We start from the raw sequence: 22,636 nt of genomic DNA, 5'->3' as shown, positions 1-22,636 counted from the left end.
GCCGTTATCAAGGCGAGGCATTTCGCTTCGAGAGGTTGCCCTGTCGTTCACCCCCGATCAGGACCAGTCGATGCTCTTGCCTGATGCCCCGCAGGCCGAGCCGATTCGCATGCGCACGCTGGTCATCCTGCGCTGGGTTGCCATCGTCGGACAGCTGGCGACGGTGGCCGTCGCCTGGTCGATCGGGTTGCGCTTTGCCATCTGGCCGGTGCTGTTCCTGATCGGCATTTCGGCGCTGATGAACACCTGGCTGCTGGCCGGATCCTCGGGACGGGTCGACCCCAGTCGCGCGGCGGGACAGCTGAGTTTTGACCTGCTGCAGATCTCGCTGCTGATCTGGTGGACCGGCGGACCCTCTAACCCCTTCGCCCTGCTGGTCCTTGCCCCCGTCACCATCGCCGCATCGTCCCTGTCCCGGCGCCAGACCGAGCTGATCGGCCTTGCCACCATTCTGCTGATCAGCATGGCCTTCTGGCTCGCCCTGCCGCTGACCCATGAGAATGGCGAGGAAGTGACCGTCCCGCCGCTTCTGGCACTGGGCCACTGGCTGGCGATTATCATCGGGGTCTTCTTCTTCGCCATCTACACCCATCGCGTGGTCGCAGAACTGTCGGTCACCTCGCAGGCGCTGTTCTCGACCCAGCTGGCACTGGCGCGCGAGCAGCGCCTGCAGCATCTGGGCGGCGTCGTCGCCGCCACCGCGCACGAGCTCGGCACCCCCCTGGCCACGATCAAGCTGATCGCCGGGGAACTGGGTGACGAGCTGGCCGATCGCCCGGATCTCGCCAGCGATCTGGAGGAGTTGCGCCGGTCCGCCGATCGCTGTGGCGCGATCCTGAAGGCCATGGGGCAGGCCGGCAAGGATGACCTGCTGCTGCGCAGCGCGCCGCTGCGGGTGGTGCTGGACGAGGCCGTCGGCATTCATGGGCAGCGCGGTCCCAAGGTCTTCATCACCGCCATTGGTCCCGACATTCGCCGCGATCCGGGCGTCATTCACGGCTTGCGCAACCTGATCCAGAATGCCGTCGATTTCGCCGCCCACGAGGTTCATGTGGACGCCGTCGAACTGGGCGACCAATTGTCCATTGCCGTCAGCGATGACGGCCCAGGCTTTCCCCCGGCCCTTCTGGCAAGGCTGGGCGATCCCTATCCCACCCCCAAGCGCGGCGCGAGCAGCAGCAGGCCGGGCTATGACGGCATGGGCTTGGGCCTGTTCATCGCCAAGACCCTGCTGGAGCGGTCCGGCGCGGTGCTTGATTTCGCCAACGAGGCGCCGGGCGCCTCGGTCACCGTCACCTGGCCGCTTGACCGTATCGCGGCAGACAGCCGCCGCGCTCTGGGCGACAATCCGCGCCAAGCCGGGATCGAAATGGGGACTTTAACCAAATCTTAAGTCTGCATAGGCTAATCGGGGCGAAATTAGCTGCGGGAATGCAACCGGAATGATCCATGGCCTGATGACCCTGCTGATCGCTGTCGTCGCGGGAACGGTCTCGGTGATCGCAGCACTGCTGTTCATCCGCTGGCTGGACAGCCGGGGGCATCATGCAACGCGCCGGTCTCGCGGGGCGCTGATCGGCGAGGCCGAGCCGATCATCTTCCTGTTTCGCGGCAGGAATCTGGTCGATGCGACCCTGCCGGCCAAGAACCTGGCCGGGGCGATCAGCGAAGAGGCGGTTGACCTGCCCCGGCTGACCGCCTGGTTGGAAGGCCGCTTTCCCGACCTCTCGACGCGCATGGCCGGTCTGGCCGCCACCGGCCGGGTCGAGCTGGCGGGTGGTGCCGGAACCGGGATCGCGGCACTGCGGCTGGTGATCGAGGATCTGGGCCAGAACACCACCCGGCTGACGATCAGCGATCCCGGCGCCGAGAATGCCGCCATCATGGTGGATTCGCTGACCCTGCAGGCGATGGAGGAAGAGCTTGAGCTGCTGCGCGGCTCGATGAACCACACGCCGATGATGGCTTGGCGACAGGATACCGACGGGACCGTCACCTGGGCCAATGCCGCTTACCTCAAGCGCGCCGAAGAGGTGGCGCAGGATGGGCTGAGCTGGCCCCTGCCCCGGCTTCTGGACCTGCCGAGCCTGACTGACAGCGCCGCGCGCCTGTCGCGCCGGGCGCAGCTCGAGGCGCGGGGATCTGTGCTGTGGTTCGACTGCCATGCCCATCGCTCGGGCGAGCAGACCATGTTCTTCGCCCTGCCCGCCGATGCCGCGGTCCGGGCCGAGCGTGGCCTGCGCGAGTTCGTCCAGACGCTGACCAAGACCTTTGCCGACCTGCCCACCGGGCTTGCGATCTTTGACCGCGAGCGCAACCTGCAACTGTTCAACCCGGCCCTGATCGACCTGACCGGCCTGTCGGCAGGCTTCCTGACCGGGCGGCCGACGCTGTTCGACTTTCTCGACAAGCTGCGCGACGCGCGCATGGTGCCGGAGCCCAAGGATTATCGCAGCTGGCGCCAGCAGATGAACAACCTGGAGACCGCAGCCGCCACGGGCCGCCATGTCGAGACCTGGTCCCTGCCCGGTGGCCAGACCTATCGGGTGACCGGTCGTCCGCATCCCGATGGCGCGGTGGCCTTCCTGTTCGAAGACATCAGCTCGGAGATTTCGCTGACCCGCAAGTTCCGGGCCGATTTGAACCTCGGCGCACTGGTGCTGGACGGGATCGAGGATGCGCTTGTGGTCTTTGGCGCCAGCGGGCAGTTCCTGCTGTGCAACAAGGCCTATGAGCAGCTTTGGGGCGGGCGCAGTGCCACCATGGCCGAGGCCGTCGAGCGCTGGCGCGGCGCTATTGCCGCCGGCGCGGGCTTCGAGGCGCTGACCGAGCGTTTGAGCCTGCGCGACGGCACTGGCCGCGATGACGGGGCGATGGCGGCGCCGGAGGGTGGGCTGCTGGGCTGGTCGGTGCGCGCATTGACCGGCGGGCGGCAACTGGTGCGCTTCCGCCTGCCCGAGAGCGAGGCCGCCGGCACCAGCCGTGACGATGCCGCCCCTCGCAACCGCAAGGCAATCGGTGCCGACTGATAAGCCCTAGTAATCACGCTCGAAATAGACGCCGAGCGTGCTTTCCCCGTCGCTGCCCATCGACCCCCGCGCCCGCAGCGTCTCGGAGATATCGAGGTTCAGGTTCAGTTCAGTCTTGCCGTCATCCCCGACCGAGACATCGGTATAGAGATTGTCCGACAGGTATTTGCCAGCCCGCACCTCGACATTGCCCTCGTCATCGGTCTGCAGGTCCAGATCATCCAGCCCGACCGTGTTGCGCAGGTTGCCGATGATGCCCTCGCCGCCCCGTCCGGCCAGAACCGCGACCGCATTGGCCAGCTGCGCCGCCTGCAGCGGGCTGATCTTGTCCAGCCCGCGCCGGAACAGCAGCTGCGACAGAACCTCTTCCTCGGGCATCTCGGGCGAGGATTCAAAGGTGATCTCGGGGTCGCGCGCCTCGCCATCGATGATGATGCGGGTGGTGATGCCATCCTGCGAGGTCTCGGCCACCAGCCGGATCACCGGGATCAGGCTGCCCTGCATCTCGACCAGACCCTCGGTCAACACGAAGCGCTTGCCCAAAAGATCGACCCGGCCGCGGATCAGCTCCAGCGTGCCGATGGGGATGACATTGCGCGAGGTGCCGGTCAGCCGGATCTGGCCGCCCATCTCGGCATCGACACCTCGCCCGCGAATGAACACCCGATTGGGCGCCGACAGCAGGATATCCAGCCGCGGCGGATTGGCGGGCGGGGTCGCCGCCGGTCCCTGCATCCCCGCATCCTGCGAGGCAAGGCTGGGGAAGGCCTCGATCCCTGCCTTGGCGCGGGTTGCCGCGACCGGGCGGCTGTCGCCCACATGTTCGATATCCGGGATCGCCTTGGCCCCGCCCAACCCGGTCGAGGGGATGCGCAGCTCGGCCTCGGAAATATCGATCCGGCCCGAGATCAAGGGTCCGTCGGCCTGCACCCCGGCAAAGCTGAGATTGCCCGACACCCGCGTCTCGTAGAGGTTCGGGTCGCGCAGCACGACATTGTCGAGCACGATCCCGATATCCACCGTGCCATTGCGCAGATCGACCGGACCGCTGACCCTGAGGCTGCCCCCGGCCTCGACATTGCCGCTGCCTTCGACATCGATCCGCCCGTTCTGCAGATTGGCGCTGACATTCAGCGCCTCGAGCGTCAGTCCCAGTTTCGGCTCGGACACGCGGCCACCATTCAGCGAGACATTGCCCGATATCGCATCCAGCCCCGGCGGGCCTCGCATGGCGATGTCAAAGCTGATCGGCCCTTCGATGCTGCGGGTGCGGATCAGCGGATTGGCCAGCGCCGCGTCGCTGACGCCCGAGACGCGCAGATCGGTGGTCGAGAAATCGGCCGCTGCCGTGCCCGAGACCTGCGCCCGCGTGCCGCCCGGCGCGGTCGCCGCCAGATCGACGGCGTAATTCCCCCCCGCCTGCGGCTGCCGCACCGTGCCCGAAACCCGCGCCGGACCGGCGATACCGGGCTGCAGCAGCGCCAGATTGTTCAGCGTCACATCGAGGTTGACGCCCGATTGCAGCGCCCCGTCGGCATTGACCGACAGCTGCGGATTGCGGGCCACCAGCCGCTGGATGCTGAGATTTCCGTTAGCCGATTGCGTCGCCGCCAGATCGAGCGTGGTCCGGCCCGCCAGCAGCGGATCGATACGCGCCTGCCCGATGGCCAGCCCGTTGATGGTGCCATTGGCGGTGATCTGGCGGTTTCCGCCCTGATCCACCACCCGGCCATCGATGTTTACCGCGCCCGAGATGCCGCGCCCAAGGAAGCGCAGGTCGCCGGCTGCGAGGCTGGCGGTCAGGTCCGTGGCCCCTGCCCCGACCTTCCCGCTGGCGGTCACGTCCAGCCGGGCATTGTCGATCCGGGCGTCCTCGATGCTGAACACGCCCTTGTCGAGTGCACCCCTGAGGCTGATGGCCGTCGGTCCCGACAGCGCCGCGTCCAGATCCTGCTGGCCCATGGCCAGATCCTGACCGGTGCCCGTCACCTCGACCCGGATCACCCCGTCGCTGCCCGCAACCGCGCGGCCATCGGCCACCAGGCTGCCCTGCAAGCCCGCGCCGAGCGCGGCCAACTGCTTGAAGTTCACATGGCCGCTGACATTGGTTTCGGCGCCGCCGACCACGCCCTGCGCGGTAATCTCGGCCTGTTCGTTCAGGATATGCGCCTCGTCGATGGTGAAGACGCCGGCCTGTTCGGTTCCGCGCACCGACAACCGGGTCTGGCCAGTCAGAGCGCCGTCGACGCTGGCCTGCCCCAGCGACAAATCGGTGCCGGTGCCGGTGACGTTCAGCCGCCGTACCCCGTCGCCCTGTTCCTGCAAACGCCCCTGCGCCTGCAGCGCGCCGCTCCACCCCTGGCCCAAAGCCGCCAGCGATGCGATCGACAGGTCGGCGGTCAGGTCGGTCTGGCCGGGGCCATAGCTGCCCTCGGCCGTGGCATTCAGCTGGTCGTTCTGCAGTTGCAGATCGCGGATGGTGAAGACCTCGCCCTGCTGTTCGACCTTGGCGGTCAGCGTGGTTTCACCGGTCAGCGCGCCATCGACATTGGCCTGACCCAGTTGCAGGTCGGTGCCGCGGCCAGTCAGGTCAAGGAAGCGCACGCCGCCTTCTTCGCGCACCGTCGCATCGGCGGTCAGGCTGCCGGCCCAGCCACGGCCCAGAACCGAAAGATCCGGCACATCCAGATCGGCCTTGGCATCCATCTGGCCGGGCACCAGGTTACCCTGCCCCTCGGCCTTGATCTGCGGGTTAGAGAACTGGAATTGCTCGATGACATAACCGCCATCCTGCTCGCCGGCGATCACCGTCAGGTTGGTCTGGCCGCCGAGCGCGCCGTCCAGTTCCTCGATGCCGGTTTTCAGGTCCATCGCTTCGCCGCTGATGGTCAGCCGGCGCGAACCCGAGGCACCGCTGAGGAACGCATCGGCCATCAGCGAACCGCCCAGTTCGGCATCGGCATCGCTGAGCGAGGGCATCGAGATCTTGGCCTTCAGATCGCTGGAGCCGCTGTTCAGATAGCCCTCGGCCTCGGCGGTCAGCCGCTGCGCATTCACCGTCAGCTCGTTCAACTGGATGCCGGTCTGATCGCGGCGGGCAATCAGGGTGATGTTCGACTCGCCTTGCAGCAACTGGTCAAGCTGGTCCTGATCGACCGAGATATCGGTGCCGGTGATCTGGGCGTTCACATCGAAGCCCTTGGTAAGCACGACATAATTGCCGGCAATGACCGCCTCGGCCTTGCCGGTGACCGGACGGCCCGCAAGCTGCGAGAGGCGCGACAGGTCATCATAGCTGGCGGTGACGTTGCCCGAAGCGGCGATGCCGGTGCTGAGCCCCTCGACCAGGACCGAGCCTTCAAGCCCATAATCCGTGCCCCGCGCGCTGAGGTTGGTCAGCTCCAGCACGTCGCCCGGCACAAAGCTGAACTCGGTCACGCCGGTGATCTGGTCGCCGATGGCCTGCGCCAGCCCGGCATCGTCAAAGCGCATCTCGCGGCCGCCGAACTCGATCTTGCCGTCGATCTCGGACAGGCGGTCATTGTCGCGCAGCACCGTGCCCGCGCCGTTCAGTTCCAGCGCGCCGATCCGCACGCCCTGCTGATCCACCTCGCCGACGCGCCCGACCAGCGACCATCCATCGCCCTGCGCCGCGTCGTATTGCAGTTCCAGCCGGCCATCATTGACCTTCAGGTCGCCGCCAAAGGGCAGGGTGACGGGCAATTCCGTCGCCCCGGCATCGGCGCCGAGGGTCATCAGCAGCACCGCCTGCTCGGGTGCGCCGTTCTCATTGGTGGTCAGCGAGCCCGAGACGTTCAGCGCATTGGTGTCGATCATCAGGACCGGCAGTTGCAGCCGGCCATCCTCGCCGCGCCAGCCATCCGCCAGAAGCTGGGTATTGGTGCCGAAGAAGCCGCGATTGTCGGGTGGCAACAGGCTGGCGACATCGCCGCCCAGTTCCAGCCGGAAGGCGGTGCCGGGCGCGCCGTCTTCGGCCGCCTGCGCCGTGGCGCTGGCCTTGCCGGTCACCCGCGGCTGGCCGTCGGTGGCCAGCGTGATATTGGCCAGAAAGTCCGACAACGGCCCCTCGCCCGAGATTTCGGCCTTGACCGAGGGCTTGTCATGGAGATCGACCAGATTGACCAGCAATCCGTCGGCATCCTCGTCCAGCTTCAGATCCAGCTTCAGCACGCGGGTCTCGTTGGCAAAGCCCGCATCCAGCAGGAACTGCCCGCGCGGGCCGTCCAGCCGGTCGATGGACAGCTTCGCCGTACCCTCGCCACCGGCCAGTTGCATGGTGCCGCTGACCTTCACCGAGGCCGGAAGGCCGATCACCGGCTCGCCCAGTTCCACCCGCTCGGCGAGGATCTGCTCGATATTGATCGACACGGGCAGTTGCGGCAGGGAAAACTCGACCGCCTCGGCGGTGCGCTGCTGTTCGCCCGGCGACGGCAGGCGCGGCAGCAGGATCTCGGCGGCGGACAGCTCGGCAATCTCGATCCGCCCACGCAGCAACGCCGCGCGGTTCCAGTGGATCGCGCCGTTTTTCAGCGTCAGCCAGACGCCCTCGGCATCGGCGATGGTGATCTGGTCATAGGTCGCGCGCGAGGACAGCGCCCCGCGAAAACCGTCGATGATGACCTCGCGACCGGCACCCGACAGGTTTTCTTCCAGAAGGTTGGTGATGAAGCCCTTGTCGTCCTCGACCTTCTCGGAAATTTCGGCCGCGCTGTCCTGCGCCCAGGCTTGGGACAGCGGCAGCAGGATAAGGGCCAGAAGAAGAAGGATTTTCCGCATCAGAACGCCTGCCCCAGTCCCAGATAAAGCTGCACGCCATTGCCGGTTTCACCTGAAACCGGCCCGGCAATGTCAAAGCGCAGCGGCCCGATGGGCGTGGCATAGCGCACGCCGACGCCGGCCCCGGAATGATTGCCGCTGTCGCCGCCGAAGGTGCCTTCGGTCCAGACCTGGCCGAAATCGGCAAAGGCGACCAAACCGATCTTCTCACGCAATTGATAGCGGATCTCGGCGCTCAGATTGGCAAGGCTCATGCCGCCGGTCTCGATCGGGCCATCCGGGCCGGGAATGACCTCGACCCCCAACGATTCATAGGGCTGGCCCCGGACCGAGCTGCCGCCGCCGGAATAGAAAAGGTAGTCGCGCGGCGTATCCTCGATATCCGAGCCGACAATGGTCCCAATCCGCGCCCGACCGGCCAGGGTGAAGCGATCATCCGTACCGAACGAGTAATAGGCCCGGCCTTCACCCTCGATCTGGGCGCCACTGCCGGTCTCCTCGAGCCCGTAGAAGGGCACCAGATCGCCCGACAGCCAATAGCCGCGCTTGGCGTCGGTGGGTTCGTCCCGGCGGTCCCATTCCACGTTCATCGGGAAGGCGATGACCTCGAAATGGCTGGTGCCGTTGTCGTCGCGGACCCGCGACTTGCTGTATTCGATCGCCGCATCGGCGGTCAGACGGTCGCTGAAGATGTGGTTGAGACCGAATGAAACCGTTCCGGTGTCGGAATCGTACTCCTCTTCGCGCTTCTGTTCGACCGTGGTCTCGAAATAGGCGGTCGTGTCAGCGGTGATGGTGGCCGGGCGGTCGATCCGCAGCTTGAACTCGCCATCCAGCCCGCTGGTATCGGAACTGATGTCGGAGACCTCGCCATCGATGCGCAGCCTTTCGCCGCCGCCCAGCAGGTTGCGGTGCATCCAATAGGCCGAAACCATGGCCCCGTCGGTGTTCGAGATCTCGAAGCCCGCCCCGATGCGGCGGGGCTTCTGCTCGACCACGGTCAGGTTGACATCCATGGTGCCGCCGGGACCAAGCGTCTCGGCCTCTTCCAGCGTGATGGCCGAGAATACCCCGGTGCGACGCAGACGCTTGCGCACATCCTCGATCTCTTCGGGATCGAAGCGCGTGCCCTCGGGGAAGCCGGCGATCTTGTAGAGCCGGCGCAGGTTCATCCGCTGGTTGCCGGTGATGTTCAGCTTGCCGAAGGTCACGGTCGGGCCGGGGGCCAGCGCGATCTGGCTGTCCACGGTGTTCTGGTTGTGGTCCGCGACGATGTTCTGGCCACCGACATCGGCCTTGGCATGACCGGCATTGCGCCAGCCATCAACGCCCGCGACCGCCGCCGACTTGATCACCCCTGTCCCGCCGGTCTCGCCCACGGCATAGCCCTCGGGGATCTCGGTCTCGGGGGCAAGGGGATCGATCGCGGCGCGCGAGAAGGTGAAGCGCGGGCCGGTCTCCAGTCGGATGGCCACGTTCGTAACCATCTGGGGGGCGTCCAGCGGCGCGATCTCGGCGGCCTCGACGCCGTCAAGCGTGATGTAGATGATGGTCGAGTAATAGCCCTCGTCATACATGAGGCCAAGAATGCGCGCGTAATCGGCACGGGCTGCGGCCAGAACATCCTGCCCGGTGGTGCGGCCCTCGGACAATGCGGCCGAGATCAGCGAGGTGTTCTTGACCTTGGCAGACAGGCCGTCGTCTTCGCCCGACACCTGGACATCCAGCTTGACCGGGCCGTCGGCCTCGCTGCCGCCGCCGAAGAGCCCGGAAAAGGGCGAAGAGGATTGCGCCATGACCAGCGCAGGCGCCGCCAGTGCGGTTGCCGCAATCACTGCTGCCCGTAAAAGCCCCATGCGCCTTGCCCTGCCCGTTTTATGTCCTTTTCAGGCATTTTTGGCAGGTTGGCCGCTTGATTTCCAGTAAAGTTAACGGAATTGACCTTTATCGCGCATCAGTCCAGCGCAGCGAGGCAACCGTGCAACGCTGCCATGTCATCCTTGATCAGCATCAGCGGAACATTTTCTGGAATCCGGCGCATCTGCTCCTGCATCAGGAAGGCCGGGATCAGCAGTTCCAGCCGGTTCGAAAGGCTGCGGCCGACGCTGCCGGCCAGGAACATCCCGTCCATCGGCATGAAGCGCAGGGCGAGATCGCGGCACATCAGCCCGAACAGTTCGGCAAACAGGCGATAGGTCGCATCGGCCTCGGGGTCGCCTGCCGCTGCGGCCTCGGCGATATGCTCGCTGCGGATAGGCTCGGCGTCGCAGCGCAGCGCGTGCAGGCGTGACAGGCCGCGACCGGCAAAGGTCTCCTCGACCGAGAAAAACTCGCGCGCCTTGACCGCGCCCAGCTCCTCCTGCAGCCGTTGCATGATCAGCGCGGGCAGGTGGGTATGACCCTCTTCGGCCTCGAGACAGGTCATCCGGCCACCGCTAAGCACCTTGACCGCGCAGACATTGAAGCCGGTGCCGGCACCGACGACCAGCGCCTGGCCATTGCGATGCCGGCCCTCGGGCGCCTCGCGCAGAATGCCGATGCCGTCACCCGAGAGGGCGGGGGTGGCATAGCCGAGTGCCGTCAGGTCGTTGATCAGCCGCACCTGGTCGGCATCGGTCAGCCGCGCCAGCCGTTCTTCCGAAAAATCCCAGTCACGGTTGGTCAGCTGCGCGATCCCGCCCGAAACCGGCCCGGCGACGGCGATGCAGACCGAGGTGATGCGCGGATCATCCTGCTGCTGCAGGAACTGCTGCACCACGTCATCGAAACTGCGGAAGTCGTCGCCACGGAATCGTGTCACCGTTTCAGCATCGATCATGCCGTTCCGGGCCAGCGCGAGCCGCGCGTTCGTGCCTCCGACGTCAGCCAGCAAAATCGCCATGGATCGATCCCCCTCCGATGAATGTTAGCGCGCACATACAGGAACACAGACAGTCTGGCGAGTGTCAGTCAACAAGATTCCGCGACGGGAGCAAGGCCGTATTCGCCCGGGAACAATGGCCGCCGCGCGAGGATCGCCGCCCCAACTCGCCCGAAACTGGCCCAATTGCGCTTTTTGGCGCGCCGCTTCTGTCGCGGCGATTGATATTTGCTGGTTCACGGCTAAGCTCGACCTCATCAAAAACAACCCGGGGAGGGACGAAAGAATGAGCAAGCGCGATGATCTGATTGCGAAATATGCCGCCGATCTCAGTGACAAGGTGGGCGTCAAGCCGGACATGGATCTGCTGACCAAGGTGACGATCGGCTGCGGCCCCTCGATCTACAACGCCGATTCCGAGACCGTCTCGGGCAGCGACAAGGCCGAGCTCGAGCGGGTGAAGAACAGCTTCCTCGTCAAGAAGCTGGGTCTGGCCGACGGCCCGCAGCTGATGGCCGCGATCGACGAGGTCATCGAGAAATACGGCAAGTCGAACCGGAACAAGTATCGCCCGGTGGTCTATTACCTGCTGACCGTCCATTTCGGCAAACAGTCGGTTTATGGCTGACAGATCAATCCCTTGATCGCCATCACAAGCTCGGGACTGGCCGCCAGACAATCCGCGGCCAGATCCCTGGCGTGGGCCACCGGGTCCTCGTCGATGCGGTCGACCAGGCCCCAGTCCAGCGCCAGCGCGGCATCGATACGCTGACCCGCCATCAGGATCATCTTGGCCCGGGCAGGACCGATCAGCGTGGTCATGCGCCGGGCATCGCTGGGTTGCGGCAGGAAGCCGCGCTTCATGACCGGATAGAAGAAGCTCGCCCCCGGCACCGCCACCCGCAGGTCGCAGGCCAGCGCCATGCCGAAGGCGCCGCCGGCCAGCGTGCCGTTCAGCGCCGCGATGGTCAGGCAGGGCATGGTGGCGATGCGCGCCGACAGCCGTTCCCATTCGGGCGAGGTAGTCAGCCCGGCCTGCGCCTCGTCCAGATCGGCGCCGGCGGAAAACACCTTGCCCTCGCCGGTCAGGATGACGGCGCGGCAATCGGAATGGGCGATATCGTCAAAACCCTCGGCCAGCTGCCGCAGCATCGCGCCGGTCAGCGAATTGGCCTTTTCGGGCCGCCGAATCCTCAGCATCGCCAAGCCATCCTGCTGCGATAGGCTGATCATCGCTTGCCACCTTTCCCATTCGAAACCGCTGTGCGAGTATCCGCGCGAGTTTTATTTTGGAAGGTATCGGTATGAACCGTCTGCTTGCAACCACGTCCATCGCGCTTCTGGCCGCAACCACCCCGGGTTGGGCCGAGATCACCCCGGCCCAAGTCTGGGATCACCTAGTCCAGCAATACCAGTCGATGGGCTACACGGTCACCGAGGGCAGCCGCGAAGAGGCTGGCGATACGCTGACCATCACCGACGCCAAGGTGGCGGTCGATGGCGAGATGTCCGACGTGACCATGACCGTTCCCAAGCTGGTGTTGAACCAGACCGGCGACGGGAATGTCCGCTGGACGATGGATGGCGCCGCCACCGGCGAGGTGACCATGCCGGCGCCCGAAGGCGGGCAGGATCAGACCAGCACCTTCACCGTCGACATGCCGGGGAACGAGACCGTCACCTCGGGCTCGGTCGGGGATCTGACCCACGACTTCAAGGCCCAGCAGATGCTGGTCACGCTGAACATGCCGCTGGCCGATACCGGCGAAACGATGCCGGTGTCGATGACCTTCGACGGCGTGGCGGGCAAGCAGCACTCGGTCACCAGCGATGCGGGCGAGGATACGACCTTTGACTCGACTGTCGACAAGGTGACGGTCAGCGCCAAGGCCGACATGCCCGAAACCGCCGATGGCGGCCCGGGCGCGCTGGCACTGGACGGAACCGCCGAGGGTCTGGCCATGACCGGGCGCATCATGATGGCGCCGGGCGAATTCGACATGGAAACCCAGTTGGAGGAGGCGCTGCAGGCCGGCACCGCCTTCGACTTCACGCTGAACTATGCCGGCAGCAACGGCACCTTCAGCTTCAGCGGTCCGGGCGAGGACGGCACCCCGCAATCCGCCGATGGCAGCTATTCCAGCGGTCCGGGCTCGGCTACTTTCGGCATGTCCCAAGCCGGGCTGAAATATGCCACCGCCGCCGAAACCATCGACACCACGATGAATATCGGCACGCTGCCCTTCCCGATCAGCTATCAGCTGGCCAAGGGCGGTTTCGATATCGAGATGCCGTTGATGGGCTCCGGCGAGCCGGCACCGTTCAAGCTGCTGACCTCGTTCACGGGGCTCGCCATCAATGACGAGATCTGGGCGATGTTCGACCCCGAGGCCAAGCTGGCGCGCGACCCGGCCGACCTGAACATCGATCTCAGCGGCGAAGTGCTGATGCCCGAGTCGATCCTGACCCCGCCCGCCGGGCTGGATGCCGCGATGGACGAGGCCGCTGATGGCGCAGCGGGCGAGGATGCTGCTGCCACCGATACGGCTGACGCCGAGGCGGCGGCGGATGCAGCAACTGCGGCTGCGGAAGCTGCGGCGGCAGCCGCTGCTGCTGCTGCGGGGGGTGAGACCCCGGACGCTGCGGACAGTGCCGATGCCGCCACTGGCACCGATGCCCCGCACATGGCCGACATGCCGCAACCGCCGGTTCCGGTGCGGGTGACGCTGAACGATGTCTCGATCAATGCGGTGGGCGCGCAGGCCAAGTTCTCGGGCGAGCTGACCGCGCCGGAAGGGGGCGACATGACCACCGCGCCGGTGGGCGAGATCTCGGGCGAGCTGACGGGTGTCAACGCGCTCCTGGATACGCTCGGCGCGATGGGGCTGGTGCCGCAGGACCAGATGATGGGCGCCAAGATGATGCTGAGCATGTTCGCCAAACCGGTCGAGGGCCAGCCCGACAAGCTGGAAACCAAGCTGGAGTTCCGCGAGGGCGGTAGCATCTTTGCCAATGGCCAGCAGGTGAAGTAAGACTGCAGGCAGGTGACCAGAAGGGCCGGGCATCACCCCGGCCCTTTCCTTTGCTGACGTGAGCCGAATGACCCAGACAGCCGATCTTGAAGCCCTGACCCATGCGATGATCGAGGCCGCGACCCGCGCCGGCGCCGACCAGTCCGATGCCATCGCGGTTCACGCGCAGGCAACCTCGATCGACGTGCGTAAGTCGGACCTGGAACTGGCCGAACGCGCCGAGGCGGTCGAGATCGGGCTCAGGGTGCTGATCGGTGGGCGGCAGGCCTGCGTCTCGGCCTCGGACCATTCCGCCGCTACCATCATCGAGATGGCCGAGCGTGCCGTCGCGATGGCCCGCGAGGCACCGGTCGATGACTATCTGGGCCTGGCCGATCCCGACCAGCTGGCGCGCGATGCCGATATCGCCGCGCTGGAGATGGCCGATCCGGGCGAAGACCCGTTGCCCGACCAGCTGCAGGCGCTGGCCTTCCGCGCCGAGGCTGCTGCCGCCGAGGCGCCGGGCATCAGCCAGATCGAATCCGCCAATGCCTCCTTCTCGCGCCGCCGGCTGTGGCTGGCGGCCAGCAACGGCTTTTCCGGCGGCTATGCCCGCACCGGCCATGCCGTTTCGACCGTCGCCATCACCGGCGAGGGGTTGGGGATGGAGCGTGACTATGCCGGCGAATCCCGCATCTGGGCCAGTGACTTGCCGGAACCCGAGGCGATCGGTCGACTGGCCGCCGAACGCACTTTGGCCCGCGCCGGCTCGCGGAAGCCGCCGACCGGGGCCTTTCCAATCCTTTATGACCGCCGTGTCTCGCCCTCGCTGATCGGGCATCTTCTGGGCGCGGTGAACGGTTCGGCCATCGCACGCGGGGCCAGCTGGCTGCGCAAGGCGCTGCAGGAACAGGTTCTGCCGGAGGCGTTTTCGCTGATCGAGGATCCCTTGCGCCCGCGCTATGCCTCGTCGCGCCCCTTTGACGCCGAGGGCCTGCCGAGCCGCCGCCGCGCCATTGTCGAGAATGGCGTGCTGACCGGCTGGACGCTGGATCTGGCCACCGGGCGCAAGCTGGGGATGGAGAGCACCGCCTCGGCCACGCGCGGCCTGACCTCGCCGCCTTCGCCAGGCAACAGCAACGTGGCATTGACGCAAGGTGCGGCCAGCGTTGACGACCTTCTGGCCGAGATGGGCCGCGGACTGGTGGTGACCTCGATGCTGGGGGCGTCGATCAACGGCACGACCGGGGATTATTCCCGCGGCGCCGCCGGGTTCTGGGTCGAGGGCGGCAAGATCGCCTACCCGGTGAATGAATGCACCATCGCCGGCAACCTGCGCGACATGCTGATGACCATCACCGCCGCCAATGATGCCGAGGATTGGCGTTCGGTGCAGGTTCCGAGCCTTTTGGTCCGGGGAATGACCGTTGCCGGGGCCTGAGGACGATCTGCGCCTGCTGGCCGAGGCCTCGCGCGAGGCCGGCGAAATCGCCATGCGCTTCTGGCGGCGCGACCCGCAGAAATGGGACAAGGCCGACAATGCCGGCCCGGTGACCGAAGCCGATCTGGCGGTGAACGTGCATCTGGAGGCGGTCCTGCGTCGCGCCCGGCCCGATTACGGCTGGCTCAGCGAGGAAAGCGAGGCCGACCCCTCGCGGCTGGATGCCGAGCATTGCTTCATCATCGACCCGATCGACGGCACCCGCGCCTTCATCGACGGGCAGGAAGGGTTCTCGCATTCGCTGGCCATCGCCACGCGGGACCGGATCACGGCGGCAGCGGTCTATCTGCCAGCCAAGGACCTGCTCTATACCGCCCATGCCGACGGCCCGGCACTGCTGAACGGCAAGCCGATCTCGGTCAGCCCTCGCAGCGAGATGCGTGGTGCCACGGTGCTGACCTATCGCGCGGCGACAGAACCGCAGCACTGGGCGGGCGGGAAGGTGCCGGATTTCCGGCGTGAATTCCGCCCCTCGCTGGCCTGGCGCCTGTGCCTTGTGGCCGAGGGCCGTTTCGACGCGGCCCTGTCGCTGCGCTCGGCCTGGGAATGGGATATTGCCGCCGGAACGCTGATTGCCGAACGCGCCGGGGCGCTGGCCACCGACCGGCAGGGCAAGCCGCTTGGCTTCAACAGCGCGCGCGCCGCCACCGACGGAATGATCGTCGCCGGACCCGCCTTGCACCGGCAGCTGGCTGATTCGTTAACGCGCCCCTAGATCACGGCGGTCCGATACGCCCCCACAGATTCGAGTCGCCACCCCGATTTTCTTGAACTTTTCCCCGAAAATTCTCCTTCCGGGCGAAATTTCCGATCCTTTTCACGTAAAAGCGCCGAATCTGCCGTTAAGGATTCACGCTGAATTCACGGCACAGGTCGATAACTGATCTCACCAGCCGCGGCACCGAACGCCACACACAATCGGGCCGGGCTTATCGGGGAGACAGATTATGACGACTCGGAACGAACAACTGGATCACCTAATCGCCGCGTTGCAGCATTTGCGCGCCCTTCCGGTGGGCGCGGAGAATGAGCCGGAACTGCGGATTGCGCCCTTGCTGGCGTCGGCGATTTACGGGCGGTCTGACGCGGGCCTTCCTCATCCCGCAGTCGACCGCCCGGCCCCCACCGAAGTCGAGCGGCTGCGCCGCGAGAACGCGCTGCTGACCCATCACGCCGAGATCCTGGCAGGGGCCGTGGGTGCCTGCAGCAATTGCTGGGGTACCATCCCGGACTGCGAAGAATGCGGCGGCATCGGCAAGCCCGGCGCCCTGCAGCCCGACCGCGAGGCCTTTGACCGCTATGTCTTGCCGGTCCTGACCCGCGTGATGGGCAACACCAATCCGCTTCAGGGCTTCGGCTCTGGCGCCAAAGTTTATCCGTTGAGCCTCTAGTTTAACGAGTACCTCCCCCCCGTCGTGGGCTCACGGATAACTGAGCGGGCGGCCATCAGGCTGCCCGTTCAACTTTTCTAGGGGTCGGCAATGCCGCCGAGCCGATGTCAGAGGATCGGGTCCAGCGCGAAGGGATCGGCCGGCGTCCGGGTGATGAAGGTGGTGCCCGCCCCGTCCAGCGCCGCGATCTGCTGGGCCAGGATCGACAGCGCGGTTGATTGCGCCACCGCGATGCTCTGCGGCTCGGCATTGGCCAGCGGTACCGAAATGTCGAAGCTGCGGGCGTGGTTGGTGCCGCCGCCGCTTTCATCGGCGAGGAAATAGCGCCCGCTGAGACGGTAAAGCCCGTCGGATTGCGCCAAGGCCTTCTCAACCCGCACCTCCAGCCGACGTTCGGCCGGTTCACCCAGGGGCCACGGCTCGGCGATGACCGCCGCCCCCGAGACATCCGAGATCGCCCGCGCCAGCGTCAGCGTCACCGCCCGCTCGGGATTGTCGGCCCAGAGATTGTCCGGGGTCGAACGCACCGCGCCATCCGCGCTTTGCCAGGACACTTCCTGGCCCGAGGCATAGGCCGGCAGGGAAACATCGCGCAGCTCGACCGTCGGGCCCAACTGGTTCGCCACCCGAACCGGGGGCGAGGGCGGGTCGATCAGGTAGCGGCCGGTCTTTTCCGGGTTCGAACAGGCCGCGAGCAGCGTGAGCGACAGGACGGCGGGCAGAGAGAGAAGGGGGTTCATCATGTCATCGTCCCAGAATGAAGGCGCGGGGGTTTCGTTCGATCATCTGCGCAAGCGAGCCAAAGGCTGCCGTCGCCTTGCGCAATTCGCGCAACATGCTGACCGCCTCGGCATTGAAGGCCGAGCGCTCGCCATAGGCGGCCATGACCGACTCCGCCCGGGTGGCGGTCTGCTGAAGCCGGGTGATCAGCGCAGGCAGGCCCTCGGCCGCACGTGCGACCTCGTCGGCCGCCGAACTGGCCGAGTCGAGCGCGTTGTTCAGGCTGCCAGCGGCATTGCCGTCGCGCAGATCGTTGAGCAGGCCTGACGCGGCCTCCAGCGTGTTCGACAGGTTGCGCGGCAATTGCTCGGCATCCTCGGTACCCAGCATGGCGCGCAGGTCCGACAGGATGCCCTGTGCCTCGGCGCTGATATCGGCAAAGGCGAACTCGTCCACGGCCTTGGCCGCCGCGTCGATATCCTCGACCATTTGCGGCACTTCCACGGCGGCCAGCGCCACCGCATCGGCAGCCTTTGCGGCATTGTCCAGCGCCGTGCGCAGCGAGGTGACGACCTCGTCATCGTTCAGCTGGGCGGCGACCTCGCGCAGTTCGGTCAGCGTCGCCTGCGCCTCGTCGATGGTGGTGCGCAGCGAGCCGGGGATGGCGCGGGTTTCCTGCGAGCTGGCAATGGCGGTGATCGAGTTCATCATGTCGCTGGCCGATCGCAGCACATCTTCGATCGGCAGATCGCCGATCCGGGTCAGGAAGCCCTGCGCGGTGGCGCTGAAATCGGTCAGATCACCCTCGACCGAGGGAATGACCGGGTAGGGCTCGGCCGCGAGGTCCATCGTGGCGGGCCGGCTGTCCGGCAGGTCGACCATCTCGATCATCAGCGAGGTGCCCAAAAGGCCGGCGCTGGCGACACGTGCGCGCAGCCCGTTTTCGACCTCGCCGGCAATGAACGCCTCCACGCTTTCGGTCGTGGCATCCGGCTCGAGCCCCAGACGGGTCGGGGACAGGGCGATGGTGACCTGCTGGCGCACCACCGGCTGCTTGCCCTCTTCCGGCGTATCCACGCTGACCGACAGGTCCGTCACGCGGCCGACATTCAGACCCTTGTATTTCACATCCGCATCCTGCTCGAGCCCGTTGACGGCATCGTCCAGCATGACGGTAAAGCGCAGTTCGCCCACATCGTCGCCGGTGAAGAGGCTGTTCCGGGCCGAATCCTCGTCAGGTTGCAGGCGGAAGACATGGCCGGCCTCGACCGGGCTGCCGCCGCTGGTCAGCGTGGCAAACTCGACCCCGCCCTGGATCAGGGTCGCGAACGAGTTGACATCCAGTGAAACGCCCTTGGCTCCCAGCGACACCGAGAAGCCCGAGACGTTCCAGAAGACCGTGGCACTGGTCAGCCGCTCGTCATGGGGCGCCTGGATGAACATGTCGGCGACGACGCTTTCATCCTCGCCCGACAGGCGCAGGTTTTCCAGCCGGCCGACCTCGAGTCCGCGGAACAGCACCGGCGTGCCTTCAGCGACGCCCTCGGCATTGCCGAGTGACAAAACCGTCCAGGTGCCCTTTGCATCCTCGCGTGTCAGCGGCGCGCGATCCAGACCGGCGAAACGGTCCTGCGGTTCGTCCTTCTCCGCATCCCAATAACCATCGATGAAGGCGCCGGTCAGCACCGTGTCCAGACGTGTGATCCCCTGGGCCGTGACCTCGGGCCGCACGATCCAGAATTGCGCGTCGCTGTCGATATAGGGCGCGACATCCTGATCGACCCGGATATTCAGCACGACCTTTTGCAGATCCTCGGTGAAGGCAACGGCCTCGACCTTGCCCACGGTGATCTCGCGGAATTTCAGCACGGTTTCGCCGGGCGTGATGCCGGTGGCATCCGCGAACTCGACCTTGATGACACGGCCGCGGTTTGCATAGGAATTCCACGCGATCGCCAGCGTCACCAGCAGCGCGAGGATCGGCACCAGCCAGACCAGGCTGACGCCAGCCTGAACGGCACGGCGGGCGGTCTTGCGTACCGGGCGCGCGGGCTGGCCGGAAGGTGGGGGGGTGTCAGTCATGGGTGTCCGTTCTGTTCTTGCTGCTGCGCAAGGGCAGGCCGCGCCAGATCAGGCGCGGGTCAAAGCTTTGCGCGGAAAGCATGGTAAAGGCGACCGACAGGGCAAAGCAGACCGCCGCCGATCCCGGGTGGATCGAGGCGACGAAGCCAAGCTGCACCAGCGCCGAGGTGATGGCGACCACGAAGACATCGATCATCGACCAGCGGCCAATGAACTCGACCCCTTCGAAGAGATGCAGCCGGGTATGCGCCTGTTCGGGCGTGGCCGGCCTGCCGGCAACGATGGCCAGCCGTATGATGATGATGAACTTGGTGATCGGCACCACGACCGAGGCCACGAAAACCACGGCCGCGATGTCATAGCTGCCCAGACGGACCAGTTCGATCACGCCTTCGATGATCGTGTGCTGGCCATTGCCGCCAAGGCCGCCCAGCGTCTCGGTCTGCATCATCGGATAGAGATTGGCGGGGATGTACAGGATCAGCCCGGCGATCAGCCAGGCCCAGACCGCCTGCAACCCGCGCCGGTCGGGTGGGTGCAGATGCGCGCCGCAACGGTCGCAACGGCTGTGACCGTCGGGCCAGACCCGGCCGCAGCTGCGGCAGCCGACCAGACCAGCGCGATGCGCGGTCAGGACATGGCCGCCGCCGAGAAGATCGCTGTCGTGGCTCATGGATTCTGCGCCTGAACCATTTCACGGCCGTCGGTCGGGGCGCCGGCGTCCTCGAGCGCGTCCCAGACCGTGGCCGGGCTGAGAAAACGGTGCGAGCAGAGGTTCACCACCAGAAGCGCGCAGAAGGACCAGAAGGCCGGTCCCAGATGGATATTGGCCATGCCGCCGATCTTGACCAGCGCGACCACGGTGCCGATCACGAAGATCTCGGCCATGGACCAGGGGCGGAGCTCCTCGGACCAGCGGAAGGCGGCGGCGGCGTGGCGATGGGGCGCGAGGCCCCGGGTCAGCGGCGTCAGCGTATAGACCAGCAGCAGGGCCCGGATGACCGGCAGCCCCACGACCGCGCCGAGAACCGCCAGCACCAGCGGCAGCATGACGCCATCGGCAAAGGTCATGGCGACACCGAACAGCGAGGTGGCATTGCCAAAGCCCGCGCGCGAGATCTCGAGAAAGGGAAAGAAGACTGCCGCCATCAACAGCACGATCGAGGCAAAGGACAGCGCGATGATCTGGACAAAGGCACCGCTGCGTGGCTTGGCCAGCACGGTGTCGCAGCGGATGCAGCGCGCGGTCTCGCCGTCGAGCAGCTCCTCTTCGATATGCAAGGCATCGCAGCGAGGGCAGGCAATCAGCCCCTCGCCAGTGCGCAGATCATATTGGCCTTCACTCGTCATGGCGCCAAAATAGACCGCGCGGCGGTCCACACAAGAAAAGATGACATGTGACGTCACGCCGCAGTGCGGCATGTGGCAAGCCTGCCGATCCTAATGCTGCGACCCTTCGCGCGCGGCCGAAGTCAGCACGACGCTGCGGATATCGGTCACGTCCATCGGGTTGGCCCGCTGGACCTTGAAGGGCAGACGCAGGGTGAAGACGTGATCCTGCTGGGTAAACTCGGCCTCGCCCTCCAACTGGGTGGCAAAGGCACCGATCAGCTGCCCGCCCAGGCCGGTGCTGTCGGGGATGGCGCTGCCATCCAGCCTTTCGCCGGTCGAGTTGGCGATCTCCAGCACCGCCTTGTGCTTGGACGGATGGGTCAGCGACACCCGGACCCATGGGTGATCCTCGCCCGGCGGGGTGCCGGCATATTTCAACGCATTGGTGAAGGCCTCGGTCGCGAGCAGCGTCAACGGCACTGCCTGATCAGGCAGCAGGGTCAGGGGCTGCAAATCCGTCTGAACCCGCAGGCCGCTGCCGGCCTCGACCCCGGCATTCACCATCTGGTTGATGATGTCGCCCATCAGCCGATCGGCCTCGACCGCGTCCAGATGCTCGGCTTGGTAGAGATTGCGATAGATCGTCGCCAGCGCCGCCACCCGGTCCTGCACCGAGCGCAGCACCCGCTTCGCGTCATTATCCTCGATCATCCGGCCCTGCATGTTGATGATCGAGGCAATGAGCTGCAGGTTGTTCTTCACCCGGTGGTGCACTTCCTTCAGCAAAACGGTCTTCTCGGCCACGGCCTCCTCCATCGCCTCCTCGTCGCGGATCAGGATGCGGGCCATGTTGTGGAAGGTCTGGCTGACATCGGTGATCTCGGCGGGGGCGTCGGTCAGAACCGGGGGCGGGGTGTCGCGGTTACCGATCGCAAAGCGGCGCATCTGCCCGCGCAGCACGCGGATATGGCGCAGGACCAGCCGGTAGACGGCGAAATAGGCGACCGCCAGCGACACCAGCCACAACAGGATGGGGAAGATGATGGCGGTGAATTGCGACATGTTCAGCCGGTCGAGCCCGGCCAGCTGCGGGGTCCAGCTGCCAAGCGCATAGACTAGGCCGGGCACCACCGGCACCACGGCAAAGACACGCCTTTCGCCGGTATTGCTCCATTCCACGAAAGTCGAGTCGTTCAACTCGATCAGGCTCGACAGGGTGACACCGCGCGGCAGCAGGTCATCGACCGCGGTTTCCGGGCGGCCGTCTGCGGTCAGTGGCTCGCCCTTGTGGTTGAAGGTGATGATCCCCGCGCCCTCGGTGCCGAAGCCGACCGCATGAGTGGATTGCAACAGCGCCGAGGAGAGCGAGACCACGACATAGCCCAGAAGATCGCGGTCCTGATAAAGTGGCTGCATCACCACCACGACCGGCCGACCGCTGAGCGAGCCCTTGGACAGCGCGGTAATCATGGTCTGCGGCTGGCTGACGAATTTCTGGTAGGCGCGGGAATCGCGCATGTCGACGGGCTCGCTGCCGCCACCGTCCGAGGTGCAGCGCGAGATGCCGTTCATCGGCACGAAGGCCGCGCCCTGGTAGACCGCGCTGTGAAGTAGAAACGAGCGCATGATCTCGGCACAGGCATCCGCGTCGTCCAGCACCTCGAGCACGGCAGGCCCCAGCGCATCGGCAGTGCCAAGCGCGCCTTGCAACAGCGCCCGTTCACCAGCCGCCGCCGAGGCGGTGCGGCCCAGAAGCGCGATCTCGGCGCTACGCTCGGCCTCGCGCGAGACATGCAGGGTCTGGACCAGCGAGATCAGCCCGATGGGCAGGATGGCGACCGACAGAAGCGCGGCCAGACGGAAACCAAGACCCTTGGTAAACTCCAGCCGGTCGCGCCAACGCCACAGCATGG

16 protein-coding genes are annotated in these 22,636 nt (G+C 66.1%); 7 read left to right on the top strand and 9 right to left on the bottom strand.

What is annotated here, in order from left to right; genetic code table 11:
* The first annotated feature begins 70 nt into the window (after nt 1-70).
* Together CX676_RS13875 and CX676_RS13870 are read left to right on the top strand one after the other, a co-directional pair.
* Entirely contained in the window at nt 71-1,393 is a 1,323-nt protein-coding gene (locus tag CX676_RS13875; RefSeq protein ID WP_101753153.1) for an ActS/PrrB/RegB family redox-sensitive histidine kinase, read from the top strand.
* Between the two features lie 49 nt (nt 1,394-1,442).
* The gene (locus tag CX676_RS13870) at nt 1,443-3,029 is read left to right on the top strand and encodes a PAS-domain containing protein (protein WP_101753152.1); all 1,587 of its coding nucleotides are present in this window, start codon (nt 1,443-1,445) and stop codon (nt 3,027-3,029) included.
* Nucleotides 3,030-3,035: 6 nt separating this feature from the next.
* On the opposite strand, the gene CX676_RS13865 is transcribed toward CX676_RS13870, so the two are convergent.
* The 3 genes from CX676_RS13865 to CX676_RS13855 form a co-directional block, all read right to left on the bottom strand.
* Nucleotides 3,036-7,826, bottom strand: coding sequence for a translocation/assembly module TamB domain-containing protein (locus tag CX676_RS13865; RefSeq protein ID WP_101753151.1), 4,791 nt, complete (start codon nt 7,824-7,826; stop codon nt 3,036-3,038).
* On the bottom strand, nt 7,826-9,682 hold the full coding sequence (locus tag CX676_RS13860) for an autotransporter assembly complex protein TamA (protein WP_101753150.1): 1,857 nt from the start codon (nt 9,680-9,682) through the stop codon (nt 7,826-7,828). Before CX676_RS13860 ends, CX676_RS13865 begins: the two co-directional genes overlap by 1 nt.
* A gap of 98 nt (nt 9,683-9,780) precedes the next feature.
* The gene (locus CX676_RS13855) at nt 9,781-10,707 is read right to left on the bottom strand and encodes a glucokinase (protein ID WP_101753149.1); all 927 of its coding nucleotides are present in this window, start codon (nt 10,705-10,707) and stop codon (nt 9,781-9,783) included.
* Between the two features lie 265 nt (nt 10,708-10,972).
* On the opposite strand from CX676_RS13855, the gene CX676_RS13850 reads away from it, so the two are divergent.
* Nucleotides 10,973-11,314: a DUF2853 family protein gene (locus CX676_RS13850; RefSeq protein ID WP_101753148.1), complete on the top strand. Its 342-nt coding sequence runs from the start codon at nt 10,973-10,975 to the stop codon at nt 11,312-11,314.
* Here CX676_RS13850 and CX676_RS13845 read toward each other — a convergent pair.
* A complete protein-coding gene (locus CX676_RS13845) occupies nt 11,305-11,919 on the bottom strand; it encodes an enoyl-CoA hydratase/isomerase family protein (RefSeq protein WP_101753147.1) in 615 nt (204 codons plus the stop codon). The two genes, CX676_RS13850 and CX676_RS13845, sit on opposite strands and share 10 nt — an antisense overlap.
* 71 nt (nt 11,920-11,990) lie before the next feature.
* Here CX676_RS13845 and CX676_RS13840 point away from each other — a divergent pair, with 71 nt between their 5' ends.
* The 4 genes from CX676_RS13840 (at nt 11,991) to CX676_RS13825 (ending at nt 16,589) form a co-directional block, all read left to right on the top strand.
* The gene (locus CX676_RS13840) at nt 11,991-13,718 is read left to right on the top strand and encodes a DUF2125 domain-containing protein (RefSeq protein ID WP_101753146.1); all 1,728 of its coding nucleotides are present in this window, start codon (nt 11,991-11,993) and stop codon (nt 13,716-13,718) included.
* Nucleotides 13,719-13,785: 67 nt separating this feature from the next.
* Complete coding sequence (locus CX676_RS13835; RefSeq protein ID WP_101753145.1) at nt 13,786-15,138, top strand: TldD/PmbA family protein; 1,353 nt, start codon at nt 13,786-13,788, stop codon at nt 15,136-15,138.
* A gap of 52 nt (nt 15,139-15,190) precedes the next feature.
* The gene (locus CX676_RS13830) at nt 15,191-15,913 is read left to right on the top strand and encodes an inositol monophosphatase family protein (RefSeq protein ID WP_101754343.1); all 723 of its coding nucleotides are present in this window, start codon (nt 15,191-15,193) and stop codon (nt 15,911-15,913) included.
* 232 nt (nt 15,914-16,145) lie between these two features.
* Nucleotides 16,146-16,589, top strand: coding sequence for a hypothetical protein (locus CX676_RS13825; protein ID WP_157935936.1), 444 nt, complete (start codon nt 16,146-16,148; stop codon nt 16,587-16,589).
* Between the two features lie 107 nt (nt 16,590-16,696).
* Here CX676_RS13825 and CX676_RS13820 read toward each other — a convergent pair whose 3' ends face one another.
* From CX676_RS13820 to CX676_RS13800, 5 genes are all read right to left on the bottom strand, one after another.
* On the bottom strand, nt 16,697-17,332 hold the full coding sequence (locus CX676_RS13820; RefSeq protein WP_232816459.1) for a PqiC family protein: 636 nt from the start codon (nt 17,330-17,332) through the stop codon (nt 16,697-16,699).
* A gap of 1 nt (nt 17,333) precedes the next feature.
* Complete coding sequence (locus CX676_RS13815; RefSeq protein ID WP_101753143.1) at nt 17,334-19,391, bottom strand: PqiB family protein; 2,058 nt, start codon at nt 19,389-19,391, stop codon at nt 17,334-17,336.
* Complete coding sequence (locus CX676_RS13810) at nt 19,384-20,064, bottom strand: paraquat-inducible protein A (RefSeq protein WP_101753142.1); 681 nt, start codon at nt 20,062-20,064, stop codon at nt 19,384-19,386. The genes CX676_RS13815 and CX676_RS13810 overlap by 8 nt, the downstream gene beginning before the upstream one ends.
* A complete protein-coding gene (locus CX676_RS13805; RefSeq protein WP_101754341.1) occupies nt 20,061-20,741 on the bottom strand; it encodes a paraquat-inducible protein A in 681 nt (226 codons plus the stop codon). Before CX676_RS13805 ends, CX676_RS13810 begins: the two co-directional genes overlap by 4 nt.
* A gap of 90 nt (nt 20,742-20,831) precedes the next feature.
* On the bottom strand, nt 20,832-22,634 hold the full coding sequence (locus CX676_RS13800; protein ID WP_101753141.1) for a histidine kinase dimerization/phosphoacceptor domain -containing protein: 1,803 nt from the start codon (nt 22,632-22,634) through the stop codon (nt 20,832-20,834).
* Nucleotides 22,635-22,636: the final 2 nt, after the last annotated feature.

This window comes from Paracoccus zhejiangensis, assembly GCF_002847445.1.
Taxonomy (GTDB): domain Bacteria; phylum Pseudomonadota; class Alphaproteobacteria; order Rhodobacterales; family Rhodobacteraceae; genus Paracoccus; species Paracoccus zhejiangensis.
The sequence above is the reverse complement of the archived record's forward strand: the minus strand, read 5'-3'. Positions and strand labels throughout refer to the sequence as shown.

Excerpts from the sequence above, each read along its gene's own strand:
- CX676_RS13835 (WP_101753145.1), top strand. The coding sequence starts at position 13,786 with ATGACCCAGACAGCCGATCTTGAAGCCCTGACCCATGCGATGATCGAG.
- CX676_RS13810 (WP_101753142.1), bottom strand. The coding sequence starts at position 20,064 with ATGAGCCACGACAGCGATCTTCTCGGCGGCGGCCATGTCCTGACCGCG.
- CX676_RS13855 (WP_101753149.1), bottom strand. The coding sequence starts at position 10,707 with ATGGCGATTTTGCTGGCTGACGTCGGAGGCACGAACGCGCGGCTCGCG.
- CX676_RS13845 (WP_101753147.1), bottom strand. The coding sequence starts at position 11,919 with ATGATCAGCCTATCGCAGCAGGATGGCTTGGCGATGCTGAGGATTCGG.
- CX676_RS13850 (WP_101753148.1), top strand. The coding sequence starts at position 10,973 with ATGAGCAAGCGCGATGATCTGATTGCGAAATATGCCGCCGATCTCAGT.
- CX676_RS13865 (WP_101753151.1), bottom strand. The coding sequence starts at position 7,826 with ATGCGGAAAATCCTTCTTCTTCTGGCCCTTATCCTGCTGCCGCTGTCC.
- CX676_RS13825 (WP_157935936.1), top strand. The coding sequence starts at position 16,146 with ATGACGACTCGGAACGAACAACTGGATCACCTAATCGCCGCGTTGCAG.
- CX676_RS13840 (WP_101753146.1), top strand. The coding sequence starts at position 11,991 with ATGAACCGTCTGCTTGCAACCACGTCCATCGCGCTTCTGGCCGCAACC.
- CX676_RS13870 (WP_101753152.1), top strand. The coding sequence starts at position 1,443 with ATGATCCATGGCCTGATGACCCTGCTGATCGCTGTCGTCGCGGGAACG.
- CX676_RS13830 (WP_101754343.1), top strand. The coding sequence starts at position 15,191 with ATGCGCTTCTGGCGGCGCGACCCGCAGAAATGGGACAAGGCCGACAAT.
- CX676_RS13820 (WP_232816459.1), bottom strand. The coding sequence starts at position 17,332 with ATGATGAACCCCCTTCTCTCTCTGCCCGCCGTCCTGTCGCTCACGCTG.
- CX676_RS13815 (WP_101753143.1), bottom strand. The coding sequence starts at position 19,391 with ATGACTGACACCCCCCCACCTTCCGGCCAGCCCGCGCGCCCGGTACGC.
- CX676_RS13805 (WP_101754341.1), bottom strand. The coding sequence starts at position 20,741 with ATGACGAGTGAAGGCCAATATGATCTGCGCACTGGCGAGGGGCTGATT.
- CX676_RS13875 (WP_101753153.1), top strand. The coding sequence starts at position 71 with ATGCTCTTGCCTGATGCCCCGCAGGCCGAGCCGATTCGCATGCGCACG.
- CX676_RS13800 (WP_101753141.1), bottom strand. The coding sequence starts at position 22,634 with ATGCTGTGGCGTTGGCGCGACCGGCTGGAGTTTACCAAGGGTCTTGGT.
- CX676_RS13860 (WP_101753150.1), bottom strand. The coding sequence starts at position 9,682 with ATGGGGCTTTTACGGGCAGCAGTGATTGCGGCAACCGCACTGGCGGCG.